At 70.1% G+C, this 21,438-nt stretch carries 20 protein-coding genes; 11 read left to right on the plus strand and 9 right to left on the minus strand.

What is annotated here, in order from left to right:
• Positions 1-27: 27 nt before the first annotated feature.
• Entirely contained in the window at positions 28-1,110 is a 1,083-nt protein-coding gene (locus ABVF28_RS00715; RefSeq protein ID WP_151422077.1) for an ABC transporter permease, read from the plus strand.
• The gene (locus tag ABVF28_RS00720) at positions 1,110-2,009 is read left to right on the plus strand and encodes an ATP-binding cassette domain-containing protein (RefSeq protein WP_104310447.1); all 900 of its coding nucleotides are present in this window, start codon (positions 1,110-1,112) and stop codon (positions 2,007-2,009) included. Before ABVF28_RS00715 ends, ABVF28_RS00720 begins: the two co-directional genes overlap by 1 nt.
• Positions 2,010-2,093: 84 nt before the next feature.
• Here ABVF28_RS00720 and ABVF28_RS00725 read toward each other — a convergent pair whose 3' ends face one another.
• Complete coding sequence (locus tag ABVF28_RS00725) at positions 2,094-2,495, minus strand: YccF domain-containing protein (protein ID WP_371029116.1); 402 nt, start codon at positions 2,493-2,495, stop codon at positions 2,094-2,096.
• A 175-nt stretch (positions 2,496-2,670) separates the two neighbouring features.
• On the opposite strand from ABVF28_RS00725, the gene ABVF28_RS00730 reads away from it, so the two are divergent.
• Entirely contained in the window at positions 2,671-3,171 is a 501-nt protein-coding gene (locus ABVF28_RS00730) for a heme-degrading domain-containing protein (RefSeq protein WP_371029117.1), read from the plus strand.
• 25 nt (positions 3,172-3,196) lie between these two features.
• Here ABVF28_RS00730 and recQ read toward each other — a convergent pair whose 3' ends face one another.
• From recQ to ABVF28_RS00745, 3 genes are all read right to left on the minus strand, one after another.
• On the minus strand, positions 3,197-5,080 hold the full coding sequence (recQ, locus tag ABVF28_RS00735) for a DNA helicase RecQ (RefSeq protein WP_371029118.1): 1,884 nt from the start codon (positions 5,078-5,080) through the stop codon (positions 3,197-3,199).
• A gap of 107 nt (positions 5,081-5,187) precedes the next feature.
• Positions 5,188-5,349: a hypothetical protein gene (locus tag ABVF28_RS00740; protein ID WP_181026855.1), complete on the minus strand. Its 162-nt coding sequence runs from the start codon at positions 5,347-5,349 to the stop codon at positions 5,188-5,190.
• Between the two features lie 265 nt (positions 5,350-5,614).
• The gene (locus ABVF28_RS00745; RefSeq protein ID WP_104310452.1) at positions 5,615-5,917 is read right to left on the minus strand and encodes a rhodanese-like domain-containing protein; all 303 of its coding nucleotides are present in this window, start codon (positions 5,915-5,917) and stop codon (positions 5,615-5,617) included.
• Between the two features lie 270 nt (positions 5,918-6,187).
• Between ABVF28_RS00745 and efeU the strand changes: the two genes are divergently transcribed.
• The 5 genes from efeU to ABVF28_RS00770 all read left to right on the plus strand — a co-directional run bounded on the left by efeU (position 6,188) and on the right by ABVF28_RS00770 (position 12,275).
• Entirely contained in the window at positions 6,188-7,096 is a 909-nt protein-coding gene (gene efeU / locus ABVF28_RS00750; RefSeq protein ID WP_371029119.1) for an iron uptake transporter permease EfeU, read from the plus strand.
• 26 nt (positions 7,097-7,122) lie between these two features.
• Positions 7,123-8,340, plus strand: a complete 1,218-nt coding sequence (gene efeO, locus ABVF28_RS00755; RefSeq protein WP_371029120.1) for an iron uptake system protein EfeO — start codon at positions 7,123-7,125, stop codon at positions 8,338-8,340.
• A gap of 278 nt (positions 8,341-8,618) precedes the next feature.
• On the plus strand, positions 8,619-9,920 hold the full coding sequence (efeB, locus tag ABVF28_RS00760) for an iron uptake transporter deferrochelatase/peroxidase subunit (protein WP_371029239.1): 1,302 nt from the start codon (positions 8,619-8,621) through the stop codon (positions 9,918-9,920).
• A gap of 64 nt (positions 9,921-9,984) precedes the next feature.
• The gene (locus tag ABVF28_RS00765; protein WP_104310456.1) at positions 9,985-10,734 is read left to right on the plus strand and encodes a response regulator transcription factor; all 750 of its coding nucleotides are present in this window, start codon (positions 9,985-9,987) and stop codon (positions 10,732-10,734) included.
• A complete protein-coding gene (locus ABVF28_RS00770) occupies positions 10,731-12,275 on the plus strand; it encodes a sensor histidine kinase (protein WP_371029121.1) in 1,545 nt (514 codons plus the stop codon). Before ABVF28_RS00765 ends, ABVF28_RS00770 begins: the two co-directional genes overlap by 4 nt.
• Before the next feature lie 10 nt (positions 12,276-12,285).
• On the opposite strand, the gene ABVF28_RS00775 is transcribed toward ABVF28_RS00770, so the two are convergent.
• The 3 genes from ABVF28_RS00775 to ABVF28_RS00785 all read right to left on the minus strand — a co-directional run bounded on the left by ABVF28_RS00775 (position 12,286) and on the right by ABVF28_RS00785 (position 15,925).
• Entirely contained in the window at positions 12,286-13,788 is a 1,503-nt protein-coding gene (locus ABVF28_RS00775) for an MFS transporter (protein WP_371029122.1), read from the minus strand.
• A gap of 210 nt (positions 13,789-13,998) precedes the next feature.
• Positions 13,999-15,387 (minus strand): M20/M25/M40 family metallo-hydrolase, encoded by a 1,389-nt coding sequence (locus ABVF28_RS00780; RefSeq protein ID WP_371029123.1) that lies wholly within the window; start codon positions 15,385-15,387, stop codon positions 13,999-14,001.
• 4 nt (positions 15,388-15,391) lie between these two features.
• Positions 15,392-15,925 (minus strand): MarR family winged helix-turn-helix transcriptional regulator, encoded by a 534-nt coding sequence (locus ABVF28_RS00785; protein WP_371029124.1) that lies wholly within the window; start codon positions 15,923-15,925, stop codon positions 15,392-15,394.
• 39 nt (positions 15,926-15,964) lie between these two features.
• Here ABVF28_RS00785 and ABVF28_RS00790 point away from each other — a divergent pair, with 39 nt between their 5' ends.
• Complete coding sequence (locus ABVF28_RS00790; RefSeq protein WP_371029125.1) at positions 15,965-16,939, plus strand: DMT family transporter; 975 nt, start codon at positions 15,965-15,967, stop codon at positions 16,937-16,939.
• Here the strand turns inward: ABVF28_RS00790 and ABVF28_RS00795 are convergent.
• Together ABVF28_RS00795 and ABVF28_RS00800 are read right to left on the minus strand one after the other, a co-directional pair.
• Positions 16,912-17,508 (minus strand): dihydrofolate reductase, encoded by a 597-nt coding sequence (locus ABVF28_RS00795; protein ID WP_371029126.1) that lies wholly within the window; start codon positions 17,506-17,508, stop codon positions 16,912-16,914. The genes ABVF28_RS00790 and ABVF28_RS00795 overlap by 28 nt on opposite strands.
• Positions 17,505-18,314: a thymidylate synthase gene (locus tag ABVF28_RS00800; RefSeq protein ID WP_371029127.1), complete on the minus strand. Its 810-nt coding sequence runs from the start codon at positions 18,312-18,314 to the stop codon at positions 17,505-17,507. The genes ABVF28_RS00795 and ABVF28_RS00800 overlap by 4 nt, the downstream gene beginning before the upstream one ends.
• 170 nt (positions 18,315-18,484) lie before the next feature.
• Here ABVF28_RS00800 and ABVF28_RS00805 point away from each other — a divergent pair, with 170 nt between their 5' ends.
• The gene (locus ABVF28_RS00805) at positions 18,485-19,336 is read left to right on the plus strand and encodes an NAD-dependent epimerase/dehydratase family protein (protein ID WP_371029128.1); all 852 of its coding nucleotides are present in this window, start codon (positions 18,485-18,487) and stop codon (positions 19,334-19,336) included.
• Between the two features lie 195 nt (positions 19,337-19,531).
• Positions 19,532-21,340, plus strand: a complete 1,809-nt coding sequence (locus ABVF28_RS00810; RefSeq protein WP_371029129.1) for an amidohydrolase — start codon at positions 19,532-19,534, stop codon at positions 21,338-21,340.
• The last annotated feature ends 98 nt before the right edge of the window (positions 21,341-21,438 follow it).

The following is a 21,438-nucleotide window of genomic DNA, read 5'->3' on the forward strand; positions in this document are numbered from 1 at the left end:
CCCGACCCCTCACAAGGAAGTGCAGTCATGGTTCAAACCTCAACACCAACCGCAGCATCCCCCCGGTCGCCCAACACCGGCTCGGCCCCCGTCACCACCGACGAGCGCGTCGGCAAGCGCTCGCCGCTCTCTGTCATCCTCGGTCGGCCCGAGATGGGCGCCGTCGTCGGCGCCATCGTCGTCTTCGTGTTCTTCGCGGTCGCCGCCCCAGTCTTCACGCAGGTCACATCGCTCGCGACCGTGCTCTACGGCGCCTCCACGATCGGCATCATGGCCGTCGGCGTCTCGCTGCTCATGATCGGCGGCGAGTTCGACCTCTCCGCCGGCGTCGCCGTCATCTCGTCGGCACTCACCGCATCCCTCTTCAGCTGGTACTTCGCCACCAACGTGTGGGTCGGCGTGCTCATGGGGCTCGTCTTCGCCCTCGTCGTCGGCTTCATCAACGGCTGGCTGCTCATCAAGACGAAGCTGCCGTCGTTCATCGTCACGCTCGCGTCGTTCCTCATGCTCACGGGGCTGAACCTCGGCATCACCCGCCTCGTCGGCGGCGGCGTCTCCAGCCCCGCGATCGCTGACATGGACGGCTTCGCATCGGCGAAGGCCATCTTCGCGAGCGAGATCCCGGTCTTCGGCGTCAACGTCAACGTCACCGTCTTCATCTGGATCGCCCTGGTGCTCGTCGCCACGTTCATCCTCATGCGCACGAAGATCGGCAACTGGATCTTCGCGGTCGGCGGCGACGAGAACGCGGCCCGCGCCGTCGGCGTCCCCGTCACGGCGACGAAGATCGGCCTCTTCATGGGCGTCGGCTTCTGCGCCTGGATCCTCGGCATGCACAACCTGTTCGCCTTCAACGTCGTGCAGTCGGGCGAGGGAATCGGCAACGAGTTCCTCTACATCATCGCGGCCGTCATCGGCGGCTGCCTCCTCACCGGCGGCTACGGCTCGGCGATCGGCGGTGCCATCGGCGCCCTCATCTTCGGCATGGCCAACAAGGGCATCGTCTACGCCCAGTGGAACCCGGACTGGTTCAAGTTCTTCCTCGGCCTCATGCTGCTGATGGCCACGATCGTGAACCTCGTCGTCAAGAAGAGGGCGGAGCAGAAGTAATGGCAACGAATCAGGCAACAGTGACGGATGCGCAGCAGTCGGCGTCGGCAGACCAGGGCGCGCACCTGATCTCGCTCCGGGAAGCCGGCAAACGGTACGGCAACATCCTCGCCCTGCAGGGCGTCGACATGGACGTCGACCCGGGGCGCGTCACGTGCGTGCTCGGCGACAACGGTGCCGGCAAGTCGACGCTGATCAAGATCATCGCGGGACGCCACGAGCACACCGACGGCGAGTTCCTCATCGAGGGCGAGTCGGTGCACCTCAAGTCGCCTCGCGAGGCCCTCGAACGGGGCATCGCGGCGGTCTACCAGGACCTCGCGGTCGTGCCGCTCATGCCGATCTGGCGCAACTTCTTCCTCGGCTCCGAGCTCACGAAGGGCTTCGGCCCGTTCAAGAGCCTCGACGTCGAGCAGATGAAGGACATCACGAAGAAGGAGCTGCTCGACATGGGCATCGACCTTCGCGACGTCGACCAGCCCATCGGCCAGCTCTCAGGCGGCGAACGGCAGTGCGTCGCGATCGCCCGCGCCGTGTACTTCGGGGCGAAGGCGCTCATCCTCGACGAGCCGACCGCCGCCCTCGGCGTCAAGCAGTCTGGTGTGGTGCTTCGCTACATCCTCGCGGCGCGCGACCGCGGACTCGGCGTGATCTTCATCACCCACAACCCGCACCACGCGTTCCCCGTCGGCGACAGCTTCCTGCTCCTGAAGCGGGGCAAGTCGATCGGCTACTACGACAAGGCCGACATCACCCTCGACGAGCTCACCGCGCAGATGGCCGGAGGCGCCGAACTCGAGGAGCTCGCCCACGAGCTCGAGCAGCTCGGCGGCTACACGCAGGACATCGCCGTCATCCGCGAAGTGGAGGACGACATCCCGGACGTGCCCGCCAAGTAGGCGCAGCGTCCGCTGCGTGGATCATGCGAGAACGGCCGGCACCCGCTGCGGGGTGCCGGCCGTTTCGCGCGCTCAGGAGGCTGGTCAGCGGCGGGCGGCCGCAAACGGACCGTTGTCGCGGTCGACGACCTCCTTGCCGAGCGGCGAGAGGGAGATCGGGATCATCTTGAAATCGGCGATGCCCATGGGGATGCCGACGATGGTGACGCACAGCGCGATACCGGAGACGATGTGACCGATCGCAAGCCACCAGCCAGCGAGCACGAACCAGATGACGTTGCCGATGAAGGAGAAGGCACCGGCGTTCGGCCGTGAGACGACATCGCGGCCGAAGGGCCAGAGCGCGTACAGGCCGATGCGGAACGAGGCGATGGCCCACGGGATCGTGATGATCGGGATGCAGAGCAGCACGCCGGCCAGCATGTAGCCGCAGAAGAGCCAGAAGCCCGAGAGTAGGAGCCAGATGATGTTGAGGAGAGTGCGCATGCGTCAAGCCTGCCGCAACTCGCGATGTATCGCGTCATCCCGGAGACTGAACTCTGCATGTGCATATGTCATGACAAAAGGGCGCAGGAGGGCTATGCTCGCAGCAGGTACGCCGTCGTGCCGAAACCCCCAGCCCATCCGCAGTCCGAGACTGCCGTGCACACCGAGGTCACCCATGAGCTCCACCACCCCACCCCCGTACGCCGGCCTGCCCGCCGGCGAGATCCTGAGCATCCTGAACGCCGAGGAGCAGGAGCTCGACTTCCCGAGCTTCACGCTCGAGGATGCGTGGCAGGTGGGCACCTGGCTGCGCCACGAGTCGATCATGCGCGGCCACAGCGTCGCCGTCTCGGTCGTGCTCGGCGGACAGCGTGCGTTCCACGCCGCGACGCCAGGCTCCTCCGCGTTGAATGACGCCTGGCTCGCCCGCAAGTTCCGGGTGGTCGAGCACTTCGGTCACTCGACCCTCGCGGTCCGATACACGTACGAGGCGGACGGCGAGGACTTCGCCGCAGACTCCCTCCTGGACCCGCGCGAGTACGCCGCCGCGGGCGGCGCCTTCCCGATCCGCATCGGCGGCACCCTCGCCGGCGCGGTCGGCGTCAGCGGCCTCGAGATGCACGAGGACCACGCGCTGGTCGTCGAAGCGCTGCGCGTCCACCGAGTCCTGTCGTAGCCGCGCGACGGCCAGGGCTGCGGCGCTACTGGTCGGCGACGGCGTCGAGAACGTCGTCGGCGTAGCGCTCGAGCTTCGCCGCACCGACGCCGGAGATGGCGGCGAGCTGCGCGTGCTGGCGCGGCTTGACCTCGGCGATGGCGGCGAGGGTCGCATCCGTGAACACGATGTAGGCGGGCACGCCCTGCTCCTTCGCGGTCTCGGCGCGCCAGGTGCGCAGCCGCTCGAAGACCTCGCGCTGCGACTCCGTGAGGGCTGCCGCTGCCGCGCTCCCGCCGCCGGAGCGACCCGAGTACTCCCCGCGCGAGCGGCGCCCGCTCGAGCCGGCCGGCTTCGGGGGCTCCTTGCGGAACATGAGCTGCCGCTCGCCGCGGAGCACCGGGGCGGCCTCGCTCGTCAGCGCCAGCACCCCGTACTCGCCGCGCACAGCGAGCACCCCCGCGGCCAGCAGCTGGCGGATGACGCCGCGCCACTCCGTGTCGCCGAGATCCTTGCCGATGCCGAACGTCGAGAGCTCGTCGTGCTGCCACTGCGTGATCTTGTCGGTCGTCTTGCCGGTGAGGATGTCGATGAGCTGGCCGGCGCCGAACGCCTGGCCGTTGCGCTCGCGGTCGAGTCGCAGCACGGTTGAGAGCAGCTTCTGCGCCGCGATCGTGCCATCCCACGAGTCGGGCGGCGAGATGCACGTGTCGCAGTTGCCGCACGGCTCGCTGAGCTGCCCGAAGTAGGCGAGCAGCTGCACGCGGCGGCACGTGACGGTCTCGCAGAGCGCGAGCATCGCGTCGAGGTGCTGGCTCTGCGCTCGCTTGCGCTGCGCGTCTCCTTCGCCTTCCGCGATCATGCGGCGCTGCTGCACCACGTCGTTCAGGCCGTAGGCCAGCCAGGCGGTGGACGGCAGGCCGTCTCGGCCCGCGCGACCAGTCTCCTGGTAGTAGCCTTCGATGCTCTTGGGGAGGTCGAGGTGCGCCACGAAGCGCACATCCGGCTTGTCGATGCCCATGCCGAATGCGATCGTCGCCACCATGACGACCCCGTCTTCGCGGAGGAACTTCGCCTGGTGTCGCGCACGCGTCTCGGCAGGCATCCCCGCGTGGTAGCCGAGCGCGTTCACGCCCTGTCCCCGCAGCCACTCGGAGACGTTCTCGACCGACTTGCGGCTCAGGCAGTACACGACGCCGGCGTCGCCCGGGTGCTCCTCGTGAATGAGGCGCAGCAGCTGCGCCTTCGGGGTGGCCTTCGGGGAGACGCGGTACTGGATGTTCGGGCGGTCGAAGCTGGCCACGAACACCTTCGCGTCGCCGAGCACGAGCCGGTCGACGATCTCCTGCCGGGTCTCGCTCGTCGCGGTGGCCGTCAGGGCGATGCGGGGGACGCCTGGCCAGCGCTCCGCGATCATCGACAGGTTCAGGTAGTCGGGGCGGAAGTCGTGCCCCCACTGCGCGACGCAGTGGGCCTCGTCGATCGCGAACAGCGAGATGTTGGTGCGACTCAGGAGGTCGGCGGCGACAGGCAGGCGCTCGGGGGCCAGGTAGATGAGGTCGAGCTCGCCCGCGAGGAGTTGCCGCTCGACGTCTCTCCGCTCGTCGATCGACTGCGTGGAGTTCAGGAACGCGGCGCGCACGCCGAGCTGCTCGAGCGCGCCGACCTGGTCGTGCATGAGCGCGATGAGGGGCGAGATGACCACTCCGGTGCCCTCTCGCACGAGCGCGGGCACCTGGTAGCAGAGGCTCTTGCCTCCACCGGTCGGCATGAGCACGACAGCGTCGTCGCCAGCGCAGAGGCGCTCGATGATCTGGGCCTGGTCGCCGCGGAAGTCGTCGTAGCCGAAGACCTCGCGCAGCACCCGCTGCGCTCGCTCGAGCAGGGTCCCTGACCTGGCGGGGGCTTCTGTCTCGTGCGTTGCGACCATGCAAGCAACCCTAGGCGCGACGACCGACATCCGCTTGGTCATCCACAGGCCCGGCCGCATGCATCCGCGCACCGACGCGACCGGAAAGCGGAGGCCTCAGCGTGCCGCTATCGGGCGGCGCCGAGGCGCGAGACCGGCGGGTAGTAGCGGAACCCGGGGATGAACAGAGGCGCAGACGCCGCCCGTATCGCGCGCCGCGGGAGGGTGCGGTCGAACGGGTCCAGCTGAGCTGCGCGGTGCTGCTGCTCGAGCTGCAGCCGAGGGTCCACGCTCGGCTGCGATGCCAGGCGGGTCGAGGCATCACGGGCGCGCGCAAGATGCCGTGGGCTGTTCACACTCAGCTCCCATCGCCGGTGACTCGTCGCGCCGCAGGGCTCGCGATCTTGGGGGCTTCAACGCTAGCGAGAATCGACGCACGGCACACCCGAGATCCAGGGGAGAACTCCCCACCCGACAGGATGGCTGGGGAGGTCTGCCTCGGGTCGATCGGCGAAGGAATGGCGAGGATACGGCGGGCAGCCGACCGTGGGTCGTTCAGTCGCGTTCGACCGTGAACCCCGACCCCGCCCATTCGGACATGCCGCCGAGCACATTCACGACCGGCTTGCCCTGCTGCTCGAGGTACGCGGCGGCGCGTTCGCTGCGGACCCCCGCGGCGCAGATCAGGTACACGGGGCCGTCCTCTGGCACCTCGTCGACACGATCCGTGAGCTCGCTCAGCGGCACGTTGCTGGCCCACGGGATGCGCACGGCAGAGAACTCATCGCGTTCGCGAACGTCGATGACGGTGGCCTGCTCGCCGAGCTCTGCGAGCTGCTTGGTGTCGATGGTCTGCACGGGTGATCCTCCTGGTTGAGTCTCTGCACCGCGGGACCGCGGGCCGCGCACCACGGTACTTCAGCGCACTTCGAGAGCGCTGGCGCACTGGCCTCGGGAGGAGTTGGGACGCCGGACGGGCTCTGACCTGAACGGAACTTGGCAAATCCCCGAAGGCAGGTGTACCTTCACAAAAGGTAAGCCTTACCTGGCCTACCGCGTATGGACGCCAGGGCTATGGCTGGCCCTCACGCCCGCCGGCCCAGTTCTTTTCACGCCCAGGAATCCAGCATGCTCGGCTCTCTCCTCATCGGCCTCCGCGAAGGCCTCGAAGCGGCGCTCGTCGTCGGCATCCTCATCGCCTACGCTCGGCGAATCCGACGACCGGACATCGTGCGTCGCATCTGGCTCGGCGTCGCGTTCGCGGTCGTCACCTCCCTCATCCTCGGCGCGGTGCTCACGTTCGGCGCCTACGGCCTCTCCTTCCAAGCCCAGGAGATCATCGGCGGCACGCTCTCGCTCGTCGCCGTCGCCATGGTCACGTGGATGGTGTTCTGGATGCTTCGCGTCTCGAAGACGCTCAAGCACGACCTCGAGGGGCAGGTCGATCGCCACCTCGGGGGCAGCGGCTGGGGCATCGTCGCGGTCGCGTTCGTCTCCGTCGCACGCGAGGGACTCGAGACCGCGCTCTTCGTCTGGTCGACCACGCGCTCGGGCGACGGCTGGGTGCTCGGCTTCCTCGGCGCCATCCTCGGCCTCCTCATCGCGGTCGGGCTCGCCTGGGGTCTCTTCCGCGGTGTCGTTCGCATCGACCTCTCCACCTTCTTCACCTGGACCGGCGCCCTCCTCATCGTCTTCGCCGCGGGCATCGTGGCCTACGCGATCCACGACCTGCAGGAGGCGGCGGTGCTGCCCGGACCCTTCACCGCAGCCCCGGAGAGCGCATCCGCCGCCGCCCAGGCCTGGTTCGGGGAGAACGCGTGGGCGTTCCGCATCCCCCAGATCATCCCGCCGGACGGTCTCCTCGGCGCGCTCCTCAAGGGAACACTCGGCTTCACCCCCGAGATGACGAAGCTCGAGATCCTTGCCTACTTCGCGTACCTCATCCCGACCGCCACGCTCTTCGCCATCCGCACCCGCTCGGGCAGGCGGCACGCGACCCCAACCTCACCCCAGCCCGCGGCGACCGCCGCGCTCTAGATACGCGCCCTCGAAGAAGGACACCCATGCACCTCAAGCCACTCGCCGCCGGTCTGCTGTCGGCCGCTGCCCTCGTCTCCCTCACCGGCTGCGTGCCGAACGCGCCGGCCGACCCAGCGTCGTCGCTCGCCGTCTCAAGCACGGATTCGGACTGCACGGTCTCCGGCGCATCAGCCGCCAGCGGGCCCATCACCTTCGACGTCACCAACGAGGGCGAGCGCGTCACCGAGTTCTACCTGCTCGCCGACGACGGCCTGCGCATCGTGGGCGAGGTCGAGAACATCGCCCCCGGCACGAGCCGCCAGCTCTCCGTCGTCGCGCAGCCGGGCAGCTACTTCACGGTCTGCAAGCCGGGCATGATCGGCGAGGGCATCGGGCAGACCGCGTTCGAAGTCTCCGGCGAGGCCGTCGAGGTCGCGGCAGACGACCAGGCCGCCTACGACGAGGCCGTCACGAGCTACACCGCCTACCTGCGCAACCAGGTCTCCGAGCTCGTGCCCCTCATCGAGGAGTTCACGACCGCCTACAAGTCCGGCGACGACGCGAAGGCCCGCGAGCTGTTCGCCGCGGCGCGCGTGCCCTACGAGCGCATCGAGCCGACCGCCGAGGCGTTCGGCGACCTCGACCCGAAGATCGACTACCGAGAGGTCGATGCCGTCGCCGAGGGCCTCGACTGGACCGGCTTCCACCGCATCGAGAAGGACCTCTGGCAGCCGCAGCCGGGCGACAAGAACTCCGACGACACCGACGCGTTCCTCGACTGGGCGCCCTCCACGCCCGAGGAACGCACCGCCTACGCGGACCAGCTCGTCGCCGACATCCAGGAGCTCGCCGACCTCGTGAACGGCGAGGAGTTCGTGATCTCCATCGAGGACATCACGAACGGCGCGATCGGCCTGCTCGACGAGGTCGCGACGGGCAAGATCTCCGGTGAGGAGGACTGGTGGTCCGGCACCGACCTCAGCGACTTCAAGGCGAACGTCGAGGGTGCAGAAGTCGCCTTCGGCATCGTCGAGGACGTCGCCCGGTCGAAGGGGGAGGACGGCACAGCGATCGCCGACTCCATCAGCACGGAGTTCAAGGCGCTGAACGACCTCCTCGGCAGCTACGGCAGCTACGAGGAGGGCTTCACCAACTACCGCGACCTCACGCCAGACCAGGTCAAGGAGCTCTCCACGCAGGTGGATGCGCTCGCCGAGCCGCTCTCGCAGCTCACGACCACGGTGCTCGGCCTGCAGGCGTAGCCTCTCCGAGACGCACACCGCCAGTCAGGGTGACGTGGCGTCGCTGAGTGCCCTTCATCACGGCGATGCGATCCCTCGTCACCCTGACTGACGGGACTCGGGTCCGTGCTCGGATTTTCGCTGCAATCTCCCGGGACGGCACCACATGAACCATCAGCAGAAGGAGCGCCGTGAGCGCAGGTGAGACCGGGCGCGAACCCGACGGCGCAGATGCGCGAGCAGGGAACGTGAGGTCCGGATCGACGGCGGCACGTCGGCCAGCGGCGAGCTCCGACCCGGTGGCGGACCCTGCCGCGGCGGCACCCGCACATGGTGGCCTCTCTCGACGCGGGCTGCTCGGGCTGCTCGGTGCGGGCGCCGCGGGCATCGCCGCCGGCGGTGCCGGTGGCTTCGGTATCGCGGCCGCGACCGGGGCCGGTGCCAGCACTCACGCGGGCAGCGGCACCCAGTATCCGTTCTCCGGCGACCACCAGGCCGGCATCGTCACGCCAGCCCAGGACCGGCTCCACTTCGCGGCCTTCGACGTTCGCGAGGGCACAACCCGCGAGCAGCTCATCGAGCTGCTGCAGGACTGGAGCTACGCGTCGTCGCGGCTCGTGCAGGGCCTCGACGTCTCAGCCTCCGGCGCCGTCGGCGGCTCCCCGCTCGCGCCGCCAGACGACACGGGCGAGGCCATGGGACTGCCTCCGTCCGCGCTCACCATCACGGTCGGCTTCGGGCCGACGCTCTTCGTCGACGGCGACGGCGTCGACCGCTTCGGGCTCGCGAGCAGGCAGCCGGCGAAGCTCACACAGCTCCCGCGGTTCTCTGGCGACGCCCTCGACAGCGCACTCTCCGGCGGCGACCTGTGCATCCAGGCCTGCGCCGACGACCCGCAGGTCGCGGTGCACGCCATCCGGAACCTCACGCGCATCGGCTTCGGCCGCGTCATCCTGCGCTGGTCGCAGCTGGGCTTCGGGCGCACCTCGTCGACGTCGACGAGCCAGGCCACACCTCGCAACCTGTTCGGCTTCAAGGACGGCACCGCGAACGTCAAGGCGGAGGAGACGAGCGCGACCGCCGAGCACGTCTGGGTTGCCCCGGGCGACGGCGCCGACTGGCTGGTCGGCGGCTCCTACCTGGTCGCGCGGCGAATCCGCATGATGATCGAATCGTGGGACCGAGTGCGTCTCGAGGAGCAGGAGCAGATCATCGGCCGCGACAAACGCGCCGGCGCCCCGCTCAGCGGCGGCGAGGAGTTCACCGAGCCCGACTTCGTGGTCGAGAGCGAGACGACCTTCGGGCAGCCCGCCATCGACGCGAACTCGCACGTCGCCCTTGCCCATCCCGCGAAGAACGCGGGAGCGAGGCTGCTGCGTCGCGGCTACAACTTCGTCGACGGCAACGACGAGCTCGGGCGGCTCAACGCCGGGCTCTTCTTCCTGTCCTACCAGCGGGACCCGCAGCAGTTCATCCGCGTGCAGCAGTCGCTGAGCACCGATCTCCTGAACGAGTACCTCAAGCACACCGGCAGCGGCATCTGGGCGATCCCGCCCGGCGCGCGCGAAGGCGGTTACGTGGGGGAGACGCTCTTCACCTGACCGCGCATACTCCGCGCCCAGGCGGCTCATAGGTGCTCCATAGTTGAAAGAGGAGACTGGAGCCATGCCTGCAACCGATCAGTCGAGCTCGCGGCTCGGCCCGAAGCTCACGGCGGCCGACGGATCCGCCATCCGAGTGCTCGTCGTCGACGACGAGCCCTCGCTCACCGATCTGCTCCGGATGGCGCTGCGCTACGAGGGCTGGGAAGTCCGCACCGCCGCGGATGGCGCCTCCGCGATCAAGGTCGCCCGAGAGTTCAAACCCCACGCCGCAGTCCTCGACATCATGCTCCCCGACACCGACGGGCTCAGCCTGCTGCACCGCATCCGCGCCGACGACGAAACGCTGCCCGTGCTCTTCCTCACCGCGAAGGATGCACTCGCCGACCGTCTCGCCGGACTCACCGCGGGCGGGGACGACTACGTCACCAAGCCCTTCAGCCTCGAGGAGGTCATCGCGCGCGTCCGCGGCCTCGTGCGCCGGTCCATGCTCACGCAGGGCACCGCGAACGACCCAGTACTCCGCGTCGGTGACCTCAGCCTGGACGAGGAGAGCTACGAGGTTCGCCGAGGCGACGACCTCATCGAGCTCACGGCCACCGAGTTCGAGCTGCTCCGCTTCCTCATGCGCAACCCCCGCCGCGTGCTCTCGAAGGCACAGATCCTCGACCACGTCTGGAGCTACGACTTCGGCGGGCGAGAGACCGTCGTCGAGCTGTACATCTCCTACCTGCGCAAGAAGGTCGACGCCGGCCGGGAGCCTATGATCAGCACGGTGCGCGGTGTGGGGTACATGCTCAAGGCCACGGAATGACCTCGCCCCTCGCCGGGCAGGGAGGATATGCCGAAGCGGCCGCCCCGCAGGGCCGCGCACCGATGACGCTTCGCCGGAGGCTCGTCCTCGGCCTCGTCGCGACGCTCGTCACCGTCACCGCCGTCATCGGCGCCGTGAGCGTCTCGCTGCTGCACAACGTGCTCGTCGACCGGCTCGACCAGCAGCTGCTCTCTGCCAGCGACCGTGGACGCGAGGGCGCGTCCGGTCCCGGCGACACGGGCGGGCCGCTGTCGCTCACGCCGAACGCGACCTTCGTGCTGAAGCTGCCCGGCCAGGCCGAGGGCACGGTCGGGGCGGTCATCGACGGCGGCGAGGTCATCTCCGCCGGCGCCCTCGACAGCCTCGGCGAGGTCGTCATCATCTCGCCGAGCACCGCGGAGTCGCTCGCGAGCGTGCCCCAGGACGGGCGGGCGCACACGGTCACCGTCGACGGCATCGGCGAGGTCAGGGCGCAGGCGAGCGAAGGGCCCGCCGGGTACGGGGTCGTCATCGCCCTCCCGCTCGGCGACGTCAACGCGACGACCACCACGCTGAGTCTCATGATCGGCCTCATCGGGCTGCTCGGCATCGCGCTCGCCGCCCTGTTCACGTCTCGCTGGATCCGCGCATCCATGGCCCCGCTCGAACGGGTCGAGCACCTCGCGACCAGCATCTCGAAGCTGCCGCTCACCTCGGGCGACGCCGCGCTCGACGTGCGCGTCGACCCCCGTGACGCCGACCCTCGAACCGAGGTCGGGCGCATGGGGCAGGCGTTCAACACGATGCTCGGGCACATCTCCCGCGCCTTCACGGCGAGGGAGGCGAGCGAAGCGAAGATGCGGCAGTTCGTCGCGGATGCGAGTCACGAGCTGCGCACGCCCCTCGCGTCGATCCGCGGCTACTCCGAACTGACACGTCGCAGCCGCGCCGACCTGCCGGAGGACACGGCCCGCGCGCTCGAGCGCATCGACTCGGAGTCCGTCCGAATGACCGCGCTCGTCGAGGAGCTCCTCCTGCTCGCTCGACTCGACGAGGGCGTGGAGGCCACTCGCGGCAGGGTCGACCTGTCCCTCATCGCCCTCGAGACGGTCGGCGACGCGGATGCCGCCTGGCCCGATCACCGGTGGAACCTCGATATCCCCGGCGAGCCCATCGAAGTGGTGGGGGTCGAGGGTCAGCTGCGCCGCGTCGTCTCGAACCTGCTGGCCAACGCCGACGCGCACACGCCGCCCGGAACCAACGTCACGCTGACGCTCGGCGTCGATGGCCGGTTCGCGATGCTCAGCGTCCTCGACGACGGCCCGGGCATCGACCCCGCCGTGCTCGGCCACCTCTTCGAGCGTTTCGTGCGCGGCGACACGTCGCGCGCCCGCGGCGAGACCGAGGCCGGTGACATTCCGGTGACCAGGGGAACAGGTCTCGGCCTCTCCATCGTGAAGAGCGTCGTGGATGCGCACGGCGGCACGATCGCCGTCGACAGCCGACCCGGCGCCACGCGCTTCACGGTGCGCCTGCCGCTCGCTGCCCCAGCCCAGGGCTGAGGCGCGGGCGCTACACGGCGACGGGCGGCTGGCCGGCCCGCTCGGGCGCATCCTGGAAGGCCGTCCTCGGCACGAAGCAGAGCGCAGCTGCGGCGGCCACGGCCGTCAGCCCGCACACTGTCCACACCGTGAAGTAACCCGTGAGGGAGCCTGCCGTGCCGTCGCCCGCGGCGGGGGCATTCGCCAGCGTGCCGAGCAGGGCGATGCCGAACACGCACGACGCCATGGCCCCGCCCAGCGTCTTCACCGAGTTGGTCAGCCCGGTCGCAACGCCCGTCTGGGTCGCGGGGGCTGCGGCCGCCGCCGCAGAAGGAAGCGCCGCGACGAGCGCGCCGGACCCGATGCCCGCGATGACCATGTTGGTGACCGCCTGCATATACCCGTCGTGGAAGGGCAGGAACAGCAGGTATCCGGTTGCGACGAGACCGCTCGCGCCGATCAGCGCGATGCGCGGTGCGAGCAGTTTCGTGACCTGCGCGTAGAGCAGCGCGCCGGCGACCATGGAGAGCACGTACGAGCCGATGAGGATCGACGTCTGGCCAGCGGATGCGCCCAGCCCGTACCCGTAGACGCTCGGGTCGGTGCGTGCGAACGTCGAGAGGGGCGCTTGCGCGCCGAGCACGCTGACTCCGAAGAGGCCGGCCGTCAGGAACACGGGCCAGAGCGCCGGCGACTGGAAGAGGCGCACGTCGATGAGGGGATCGGGTCGGCCGAGCTCGACGCGCGCGAAGACCGCGAGCAGGGCGAGGCCGAGCAGCACGATGCTCCACGAGAACAGGTCCGCCGGACCGTTGACGCGCAGCAGGCTGAGCCCGCCCGTGAAGGAGATCAGCGCGAAGCTCAGGAGCAGGAGGCCCGGGTAGTCGAGCCTCCCTCCGACCGGGTTCGGGGCTTCCTTCACGCCGAACAGGATCACGAAGAAGCAGAGAGCAACCGCGACGGCCGGGATCAGCAGGAGCACCGGCACGGGCAGGGTTTCGGCGAGCGCCCCAGCGCTGAGCGCGCCGGCGACGGCCCCGAGTTGCAGCGCCGCGACGAGCACTCCGGCCGAGGTGCGGGTGAGGCGCGCGGAGTTCGGGCGCTCGCGCGTGCGCGACCAGATGAGGGCGATCTCGAGCGGCAGCCAGATGACGTAGAAGCCCTGCAGCGTCCAGGCGACGAGGAACATCCAGAACTCCTGCGCGAACACGAGGCCGAACGACGCCAGCGCAGTGACGGCCGTCGAGACGAGCAGCACCTTGCGCTGCCCGAGCATGTCGCCGAGCTTAGCGAGTACCGGCACGACCAGTGCCGACAGCATGAGCTGCGCCCCTTCCAGCCAGTTGACGTCGGCGTCTTGGATGCCCAGGTGCCGCGCGATGTCGGTGAGCAGCGGGGTGTAGTAGCCCTGCAGGATCCCGCTCGTGCACTCGACGAACGCGAGGAAGCCGACGATGCCGGCGATCGAGGCGAAGCCGGCGGGGCGGAGACGGTGCACGTTGGTGCCTTCCTCGAGGGGAGCTGGGCGGAGCATCGGGCGCCCGAGCTCCGGCCTCTGTGCTGGCGGGGGTGGGGCCCGGGGTGGTGCGTCGTGCCGGACGGCTGCGGTGTCGTCAGTCGTTCTGGGTGGAATCACTGTACTGCCGCCGTCGCTCGACACCTACCGACCGGTCTGCGTCGTCTCGCCTTCTCCGCCAGGACCTCTCGGGGAGAGGCGCTCAGGCGCGGCCGACGAGCACGGGAATCAGAGCGAGCGCAGCAGGGACTCGTGGAAGAGCTTGCCCGCGCGGAGGCTGGCGATCGAGACGCGCTCGTCGACGCCGTGGATCGACGCGCGCTGCCTGGCATCCATGGCGAGCGGCGCGAAGCGGTAGGTCGCGGGCGCGAAGCGCTGGAAGTGCTTCGCGTCGGTGGCGGCGAGCGTGATGTAGGGCGCGGCGACGGCCTCCGGGTAGGCGCGGCGCGCGGCATCGCGCAGCAGAGCGAACTGCGCATTGTCGGTCGGGGCGAGCGCCGTCGGCTCGTTCGGATCAGTGCAGCAGATGCGCACCTGCCGGTCGCGGACCGCCCGCCGCACGTGCCGAAGCGTGGAGGCAACACTCTCGCCCGGCGCGATGCGGCAGTTGAGGGTCGCGCTCGCGCTCGCGGGGAGCACGTTGTCGGCGGTGCCACCGCTGAGGCGCGTCGTCGCGAGGGTCGTCCGCACGAGTGCGGCCGCATCACCGCCAAGGCGGACCAGCGTCTGCGCGGCGAGCAACGGGGCCCGCGTGAACGATTCGAGGATGACCCTGCCGCGGCCCTGGGCATGCGGGATGAACGTCGCGAACATCTCGCGGGCCGCCGGAGTCAGCCGCGCGGGGAACGGCCTGCGTTCCACCCTCGTCACGGCCCTCGCGATGCGGGCCGTGGGCGTCAGTCCGGACGGCGCCGATGCGTGCCCCGCGTCGCCGCTCGCCTCGAGGATGATGTTCACCGACCCCTTCTCGCCGACCCCGATCATGGCCGCTGGCACATCGATGAACGGCAGGGGAGCATCCACGACGGCACCGCCTTCGTCGAGCACCAGCCACGGCGTGAGGCCGCGCTCGCGGAACAGGGTCGCTGCCGCCGTCGCCGCTTCCGAGCCCGTCTCCTCGTCGCCACCGAACCACAGGTACACGTCGCGCGCCGGCGCGAACCCCTCGCCGAGCAGCGCTTCGACGGCTTCCAGGATCACGCACAGCGGCCCCTTGTCGTCGAGCGTGCCGCGGCCCCACACGGAGCCGTCGGCGACGGTGCCCTCGAAGGGCGGATGCGTCCATCCCTCCGACTCGAACGCCGGGACGACGTCGAAGTGCGCCATGAGCACCACGGGTTCACTCGAGCTGCCGGGCCCGGTTCGACCGCCGGTCTCCGCCATCGGCCAGCGGTACAGCACGCCCCGGTCGGTGACGGGTTCCCGTTCAAGTCGCTGGTGGGCCAGCGGGTACAGCTCGTCGATCAGGGAGAGGAAGTCCTGGAGCGGGGCAGCGTCGCGCTCCGTCATGTCCGCCGAGACGGTCTTCACCCGCACCATGCGCGACAGGCGCTCGGCGATGCCGGTCGCCTCGTCCGGGAGCTCGGAGCCGCGGCCCGACGCCTGGGGAGCAGTCATGACGTCAGTCTAGGGAGGCGCCCCTGCCGGTGCCCTCGACGGTGTCCTCGACGTCGGCGAGCCAGTGGCCGAGGATGCGGGCGAGCGCGGCCCGGTCGTCTGCGCTCACGCCGGAGAGGAGCCGCTCCTCGTTCTCGAGGTGTCGCGTGTAGGCCTTGTCGATGAGGTCGAGCCCGCGCGGCGTGAGCTGCACGACGCGGCCCCGCCCATCCGCTTCGCTGACCCGTCTGGAGACGAGGCCAGCGCCCTCGAGCCGGTCGACCCTCTTGGTCATGGCCCCGGTCGTGACCATGGTCGACGCGGCGAGCTCGCTCGGCGTGCGCTCGTGTGGCGTGCCGGCGCGCCGCAGGGTCGCGAGCACGTCGAAGTCGCCCTCGCCGAGGCCGAACTCGCGATAGACGCGGGTGAGCTCGTCGGTGAGGTGCAGGCCGATGCGGTGGATGCGCCCGATCACGCCCATCGGGGATGCGTCGAGGTCCGGACGCTCGCGCGCCCACTCGGCGAGGATCTGGCTGACGCGGTCGTCGGGGGCGATCATGGTGACATCCTAGCTTCCGTGGAAGCTAGGATGGCTTCCATGGAAACTACATGGCGCTGGATGCTCATCACGGCGATCGCACCGATTGCCTGGGGCAGCAACTACTACGTCATGGGGTCATTCCTCCCGGCGGATGCGCCGCTCTGGGGTGCCGTGCTTCGCGCGCTGCCGGCCGGGCTTGTCCTCCTCCTCTTCGCCCGGGAGCTGCCGAAGGGCGCGTGGTGGTGGCGCGCCCTCGTGCTCGGCACCATCAACATGAGCGCCTTCTTCGCCCTCGTCTACGTCGCGTCGCAGCTGCTCCCGTCGAGCATCGCGTCGATGATCATGGCCGCGTCGCCCATCGTCATGATGGTCTTCGCCGTCTCCATGCTCGGCGAGCGGCTGCGTGCCCTGCCCGTCGTGGGAGCGGCCACCGGCCTCGCCGGGGTCGTGCTCATGCTCGCGACGGGAACGGGTGCCGTCGACTGGATGGGAGTCGCCGCATCCGTCGCAGCCATGGCGCTGGCGTCCTTCGGCTTCGTCCTGGTGAAGCGGTGGGGGAGCGGCGTCGAGCTGCTGCCGCTCACGGCCTGGCAGCTCGTGGGCGGCGGGGTCGTGCTGCTCCCCGTCGCGCTGCTCGTCGAGGGGCCGATGCCGAACTACGACGGGCCCGCGATCGCCGCGCTCGCCTACGTCGGCCTCATCTCGACGGCGCTCGCCTACCTCGCCTGGTTCGGGGGACTCAAGAACCTCACGGCGGGGACGACCGGCCTGATCGGGCTCCTCAATCCCGTCACGGGTGTCCTGCTCGGAACGCTTGTCGCCGGCGAGGTGCTCAGCTGGCAGCAGGGCGCGGGCATGGCACTGGTGCTGCTCGGCATCCTGCTTGGGCAGCCGATCATCCAGCCAGTCCTGCGGCGAATCCGCGCAGGCGAGCCCAGAGCGGTGCCGAATGGGGCCGCGGAATCGGGGACCCGGGGAGCCTCGGCGTCTGGGACCCGCGGGGCTCAGCGCGAGAGGCTCAGGAAGCGGTAGCGGATGCCCGTGCGCGACTCGAGCCAGCCGTCGGACGGCTCGCGCGCATCAACGACCCAGTCGTCTCCCGACCGGTCGGGGGCGTGGGCGTCACCGTCGACGGCGAGGTCGATCTCGGTGACCTCGAGGCGGTCGGCGGTGGCGATCGCCGCTCGGTAGAGCTCGCCGCCGCCCATCACCCAGGCCTCGGCGCCTGTTCCGGCGCTCGCCAGGCTGAGCGCCTCCTCGAGCGACCCGGCGCGTTCGGCGCCCTCGGCGAACCAGTCGGGCTGTCGGGTCACGACGATGTTGCGTCGCCCGGGCAGGGGTCGGAAGCGCTCGGGCAGCGAGTCCCAGGTCTTGCGGCCCATGATGACGGGGTGCTCGAGGGTGACAGCCTTGAAGTGCGCGAGGTCCTCCGGCACGTGCCACGGAATGCCGCCCTCCGCGCCGATCACGCCCCCGTGCGCCTGCGCCCACACGAGGCCGACCGTCAGGCCGGTGCCGGTGCCGTCGCCGGTGTCGCCCGCGCTTTCTGCCGCCGCGCGCACTGCATCCGCCGCCCAGGTCGCTCCCGCTGCGTCGCTCATACGGCGATCGCCGCGCGGATCGTGGGGTGGTGCTCGTAGTTCGCGACCTCGAAGTCCTCGAACTCGTAGTCGAAGATCGTGTCGGGCGTGCGGTCGATGCGCAGCTGCGGGTACGGGTACGGGTCGCGTGTGAGCTGCTCCCGAACCTGTTCCTCGTGGTTGTCGTAGATGTGCACGTCGCCGCCCGTCCACACGAACTCGCCCGGCTCGAGGCCCGTCTGCTGCGCGACCATGAGGGTCAGCATGGCGTAGGACGCGATGTTGAACGGGACGCCGAGGAAGAGGTCGGCGCTGCGCTGGTACAGCTGGCAGGAGAGCTTGCCGTCGGCCACGTAGAACTGGAAGAGGGCGTGGCACGGGGGCAGCGCCATGGTCGAGATCTCGGCGGGGTTCCACGCCGTGACGATGTGGCGGCGCGAGTCGGGGTTCGCGCGGATCTGGGCGACGACCTGCTCGATCTGGTCGATGTGTCCGCCTTCGGGTGTCGGCCAGGAGCGCCACTGCACGCCGTAGACGGGGCCGAGGTCGCCGTTCTCGTCGGCCCACTCGTCCCAGATCTTCACGCCGCGCTCCTGCAGCCAGCGCACGTTCGAGTCGCCGCGCAGGAACCACAGCAGCTCGTACGCGATGGATTTGAAGTGCACGCGCTTCGTGGTGATGAGGGGGAAGCTCTCCGAAAGGTCGTACCGCAGCTGGCGGCCGAACACGCTGCGCGTTCCCGTGCCGGTGCGGTCGGACTTGCGGGCGCCGTTCTCGAGCACGTCGCGCAGCAGGTCTTCGTACGGGGTCAGGATCTCCGAAGTCACGTCCCGAGGATACGCCCGCGGAGTCGGACTGCCCAGCCGACCACGGGTCCGCGTCGCCCGGTGACGACCTCGCACGTCTGCCCACCGCGAATCACCGCGAATGGTCGCCGTCAGGGTCCGATTGCGACCCTTTGGGGTGACTCGCGGGAGTCGAGTTCTACGCTCGGAGGATGAGCACCCCCGCCTCGCCGACGTCCGCGCCCACCCGCCTCCTCATCGCTGGCTTCGGCAAGCTCGGCTCGAGGCTGGGGGAGCGGTACCTGGCCCGCGGTGCTGCGGTCGTCGGAGTGCGACGCAGCGCGGAGGCCGCAGGCGGTGGGATAAGGCTCATCCGCGGGGACCTCGCGGACCCGACTTCCTTCCCGCCCTCCCTCCCGGACGCGGACGCGCTGGTCATCACGCTGCCTCCCCCCTCCGTCGACAGGGTGGTCGCCCCGGACGCCTACCGGCGATGCCTCGAGACACTTGCCGCGCGCCTGCCGCGCATCCCCGACCGCGTCGTGTTCGTGTCGTCGACCCGCGTCTTCGAGGGGCGGGCCGACGGCGCCGAGATCACCGAGGCCCACGCGCCGTCACCGATGTCCGACCGGGCGCGCGCGCTCGTCGACGGCGAGCGTCGCGCGGTCGAGCTGCTGGGCGCATCCGTCATCAGGCCGTCCGGGATCTACGGTCCCGGCCGGGACAGCCTCCTCAGGCGCGTCCTCGAGGGCGACCCCGTCCAGTACGCGCGTCGCACCAATCGAGTGCACGAGAGCGACCTGGTGCGGGCGATCGAGGCGATGCTGGAACGTGCCGACGCGCCCTCACTCCTTCACGCGACGGATGCGCACCCCGCGCCGCTGGGTGAGGTCGCCACGTTTGTGGCCGGCGAGCTCGGCGTGGCCCCGCCCCCGCGCATCCACCCGGAAGAGGCCAGCGGCACGCTGCTGAGCGGCGAGCGGATGCTGCAGCTGCTCGGCACACTCGACTACCCCGGCTACCGCGAGGGCTACGCCGAGATGGTCCGCCTCCGCTCGACCTGACGCCGCTCGCACCTCGCGCCTCGCGCTCGCCTCCCGCGCCCCCGCTCGCCCCCGCGCCCCACGGACCGCAGCGGGGTTGTGGTCGTTCTCAAGCGATTTTGACGACCACAAGACCGCCCTGGGCGTCCATACTGGAGACGCCCTGCTCCACCCGCGTCGCCCCGCCGCTTCCATGCGGCGCCCCGAAGGAGTCGCATGTCAGAGCCAGCCGCCACCCCCGCACGCGCCGCCACCCCCGCAGGCACCGCCACCCCCGCAGGCACCGCCACCCCCGACGTGCCCGCGGTGCCGGACGCGTTCATCCTCACTGCCGGCACAGTCGTGACGATGGATGCGCAGCTGCCGCGCGCGTCAGCCGTCGCGGTGTCTGACGGCAAGATCGTGGCGGTCGGCACGCTCGCCGAGTGCCTCGAGGTCGTGCCGGGCGCTCCCGTCATCGACAGCGGCGCGCCCGTGCTCATGCCGGGCTTCATCGACCCGCACAGCCACCCGTTCCTGAGCGGCCTCGCGACGCAGCTGCCCGCCTTGTCGATCGCGCCGTGGAAGGCGCCGACCTGGAGCGAGGTGCTGAGCATCTTCTCGCAGGCGATGGCCGAGCACGACGCCGACGTCCCCCTCCTCTTCAACGGCTTCGATGCGCTCCTCCACGGCCGCCCCGCCCCGACGGCCGCCGACCTCGACGACATCTTCGGCGACCGGGTCGCGGTGGTCGTCGACAACTCCGGGCACGCCTGCTCCTTCACGTCGGCGCTCATCCGCAGCCGCGGGTGGGACTCGAACCCGCCGGCCGACCCCATCGGCGGCTCCTTCGCGCGCGACGCTGATGGCGCCCTCACCGGCATCTCGTTCGAGATTCCCGCGAATGCCGCCGTGCTCGGCCCCGTGATGCAGCAGCTCGGCGGCAACCCGCTTGGCAGCGCCGCCGAGTACTACGCCCTCATGTCGCGGGCCGGCATCACGTCGACCTCTGACATGACGTTCTCCACCGACCTCGCCCCCGCCTACGAGGCGCTCGCGGCCATGCCATCCTCGCCGTTGCGCGTGAGCCTGTGGGAGGTGTCGACGGCTGCCGCCCCGGGCGCCGCGGCGAACTTCGACGCTGGTGAGGAGCGCCTCGTGAAGCAGGGCGTGAAGCTCTGGACTGACGGATCCCCGTGGATCGGCAACATCGCCACCTCCTTCCCCTACCTCGCGAGCGACGCGACGAAGCGGGCCGGTATCGACCCCTCGACGGCGGGAGGCGCATCCGCCATGAACTACTCGCGAGCGCAGGTGGACGCGACGCTCGATGCGTGCGCGCCGCTGGGCTGGCAGATGTCGTTCCACGCGAACGGTGACCTCGCCATCGGCTTCGCGCTCGACGCCTATGAGCGCGCCCTCGCCCAGCACGGACTGCTCGGCACGGACCACCGCTGGCGCATCGAGCATGCCGGGGCCGGGCGCCGCGACCAGTTCGAGCGGGCCGCGCGCCTCGGCGTGCACGTGTCGCTCGCACCGTTCCAGTACTACTACTGGGGTGACCTGCTCGACGGGCAGATGTTCGCTCCCGAGCAGGGCGCGCGCTGGCAGGCTTTCGCCGATGCGGTGGACGCCGGGGTCGTCGTTTCGCTGCACAACGACGGCTCGGTGTCTCCGCCGTCGCCCATCCTGAACGTGCAGACGGCCGTGACTCGGCGCACCAGCAGCGGGCGCATCCACGCGCCACAGCAGGCCATCTCAGTGGATGCGGCGCTCAGGGCGCACACGATCGATGCGGCGCGCACCCTGCATCGGGAGCATCTGGTCGGCTCGATCGCGGTCGGCAAGCTCGCCGACTTCGTGGAGCTGAGCGCCGACCCGTCCGAGGTGACGCCGCGCTACCTCGCTGAACGAGTGCGGGTGCTCGGGACGTGGGTGGGTGGCTCACGGGTCGACCTGCCCGAGTTCCTGGCCGCGGCGCACGCCAGCGACCCGGCACCGCACGCGCACCACGCGGCTCGCGGTCACTCGGGTCACGGCTGCTGAGCTCCCGGTTTTGCCACGACGCCACGTTCGCCTGACCTCGCGGCTCGCATCGTCGAGAGTTGTGGCGAAATGCGCTTGCGGCGGCGGAGAAGCGCACA

The organism is Pseudoclavibacter sp. JSM 162008 (genome assembly GCF_041366455.1).
Classification (GTDB): domain Bacteria; phylum Actinomycetota; class Actinomycetes; order Actinomycetales; family Microbacteriaceae; genus Pseudoclavibacter.

Bases quoted from the DNA above. Each gene is read 5' to 3' on its own strand.
- ABVF28_RS00715 (WP_151422077.1), top strand. From the start codon at position 28: ATGGTTCAAACCTCAACACCAACCGCAGCATCCCCCCGGTCGCCCAAC.
- ABVF28_RS00720 (WP_104310447.1), top strand. From the start codon at position 1,110: ATGGCAACGAATCAGGCAACAGTGACGGATGCGCAGCAGTCGGCGTCG.
- ABVF28_RS00725 (WP_371029116.1), bottom strand. From the start codon at position 2,495: ATGCGCACTCTCCTCAACATCATCTGGCTCCTACTCTCGGGCTTCTGG.
- ABVF28_RS00730 (WP_371029117.1), top strand. From the start codon at position 2,671: ATGAGCTCCACCACCCCACCCCCGTACGCCGGCCTGCCCGCCGGCGAG.
- recQ (WP_371029118.1), bottom strand. From the start codon at position 5,080: ATGGTCGCAACGCACGAGACAGAAGCCCCCGCCAGGTCAGGGACCCTG.
- efeU (WP_371029119.1), top strand. From the start codon at position 6,188: ATGCTCGGCTCTCTCCTCATCGGCCTCCGCGAAGGCCTCGAAGCGGCG.
- efeO (WP_371029120.1), top strand. From the start codon at position 7,123: ATGCACCTCAAGCCACTCGCCGCCGGTCTGCTGTCGGCCGCTGCCCTC.
- ABVF28_RS00765 (WP_104310456.1), top strand. From the start codon at position 9,985: ATGCCTGCAACCGATCAGTCGAGCTCGCGGCTCGGCCCGAAGCTCACG.
- ABVF28_RS00770 (WP_371029121.1), top strand. From the start codon at position 10,731: ATGACCTCGCCCCTCGCCGGGCAGGGAGGATATGCCGAAGCGGCCGCC.
- ABVF28_RS00775 (WP_371029122.1), bottom strand. From the start codon at position 13,788: ATGCTCCGCCCAGCTCCCCTCGAGGAAGGCACCAACGTGCACCGTCTC.
- ABVF28_RS00780 (WP_371029123.1), bottom strand. From the start codon at position 15,387: ATGACTGCTCCCCAGGCGTCGGGCCGCGGCTCCGAGCTCCCGGACGAG.
- ABVF28_RS00785 (WP_371029124.1), bottom strand. From the start codon at position 15,925: ATGATCGCCCCCGACGACCGCGTCAGCCAGATCCTCGCCGAGTGGGCG.
- ABVF28_RS00790 (WP_371029125.1), top strand. From the start codon at position 15,965: ATGGAAACTACATGGCGCTGGATGCTCATCACGGCGATCGCACCGATT.
- ABVF28_RS00795 (WP_371029126.1), bottom strand. From the start codon at position 17,508: ATGAGCGACGCAGCGGGAGCGACCTGGGCGGCGGATGCAGTGCGCGCG.
- ABVF28_RS00805 (WP_371029128.1), top strand. From the start codon at position 18,485: ATGAGCACCCCCGCCTCGCCGACGTCCGCGCCCACCCGCCTCCTCATC.
- ABVF28_RS00810 (WP_371029129.1), top strand. From the start codon at position 19,532: ATGTCAGAGCCAGCCGCCACCCCCGCACGCGCCGCCACCCCCGCAGGC.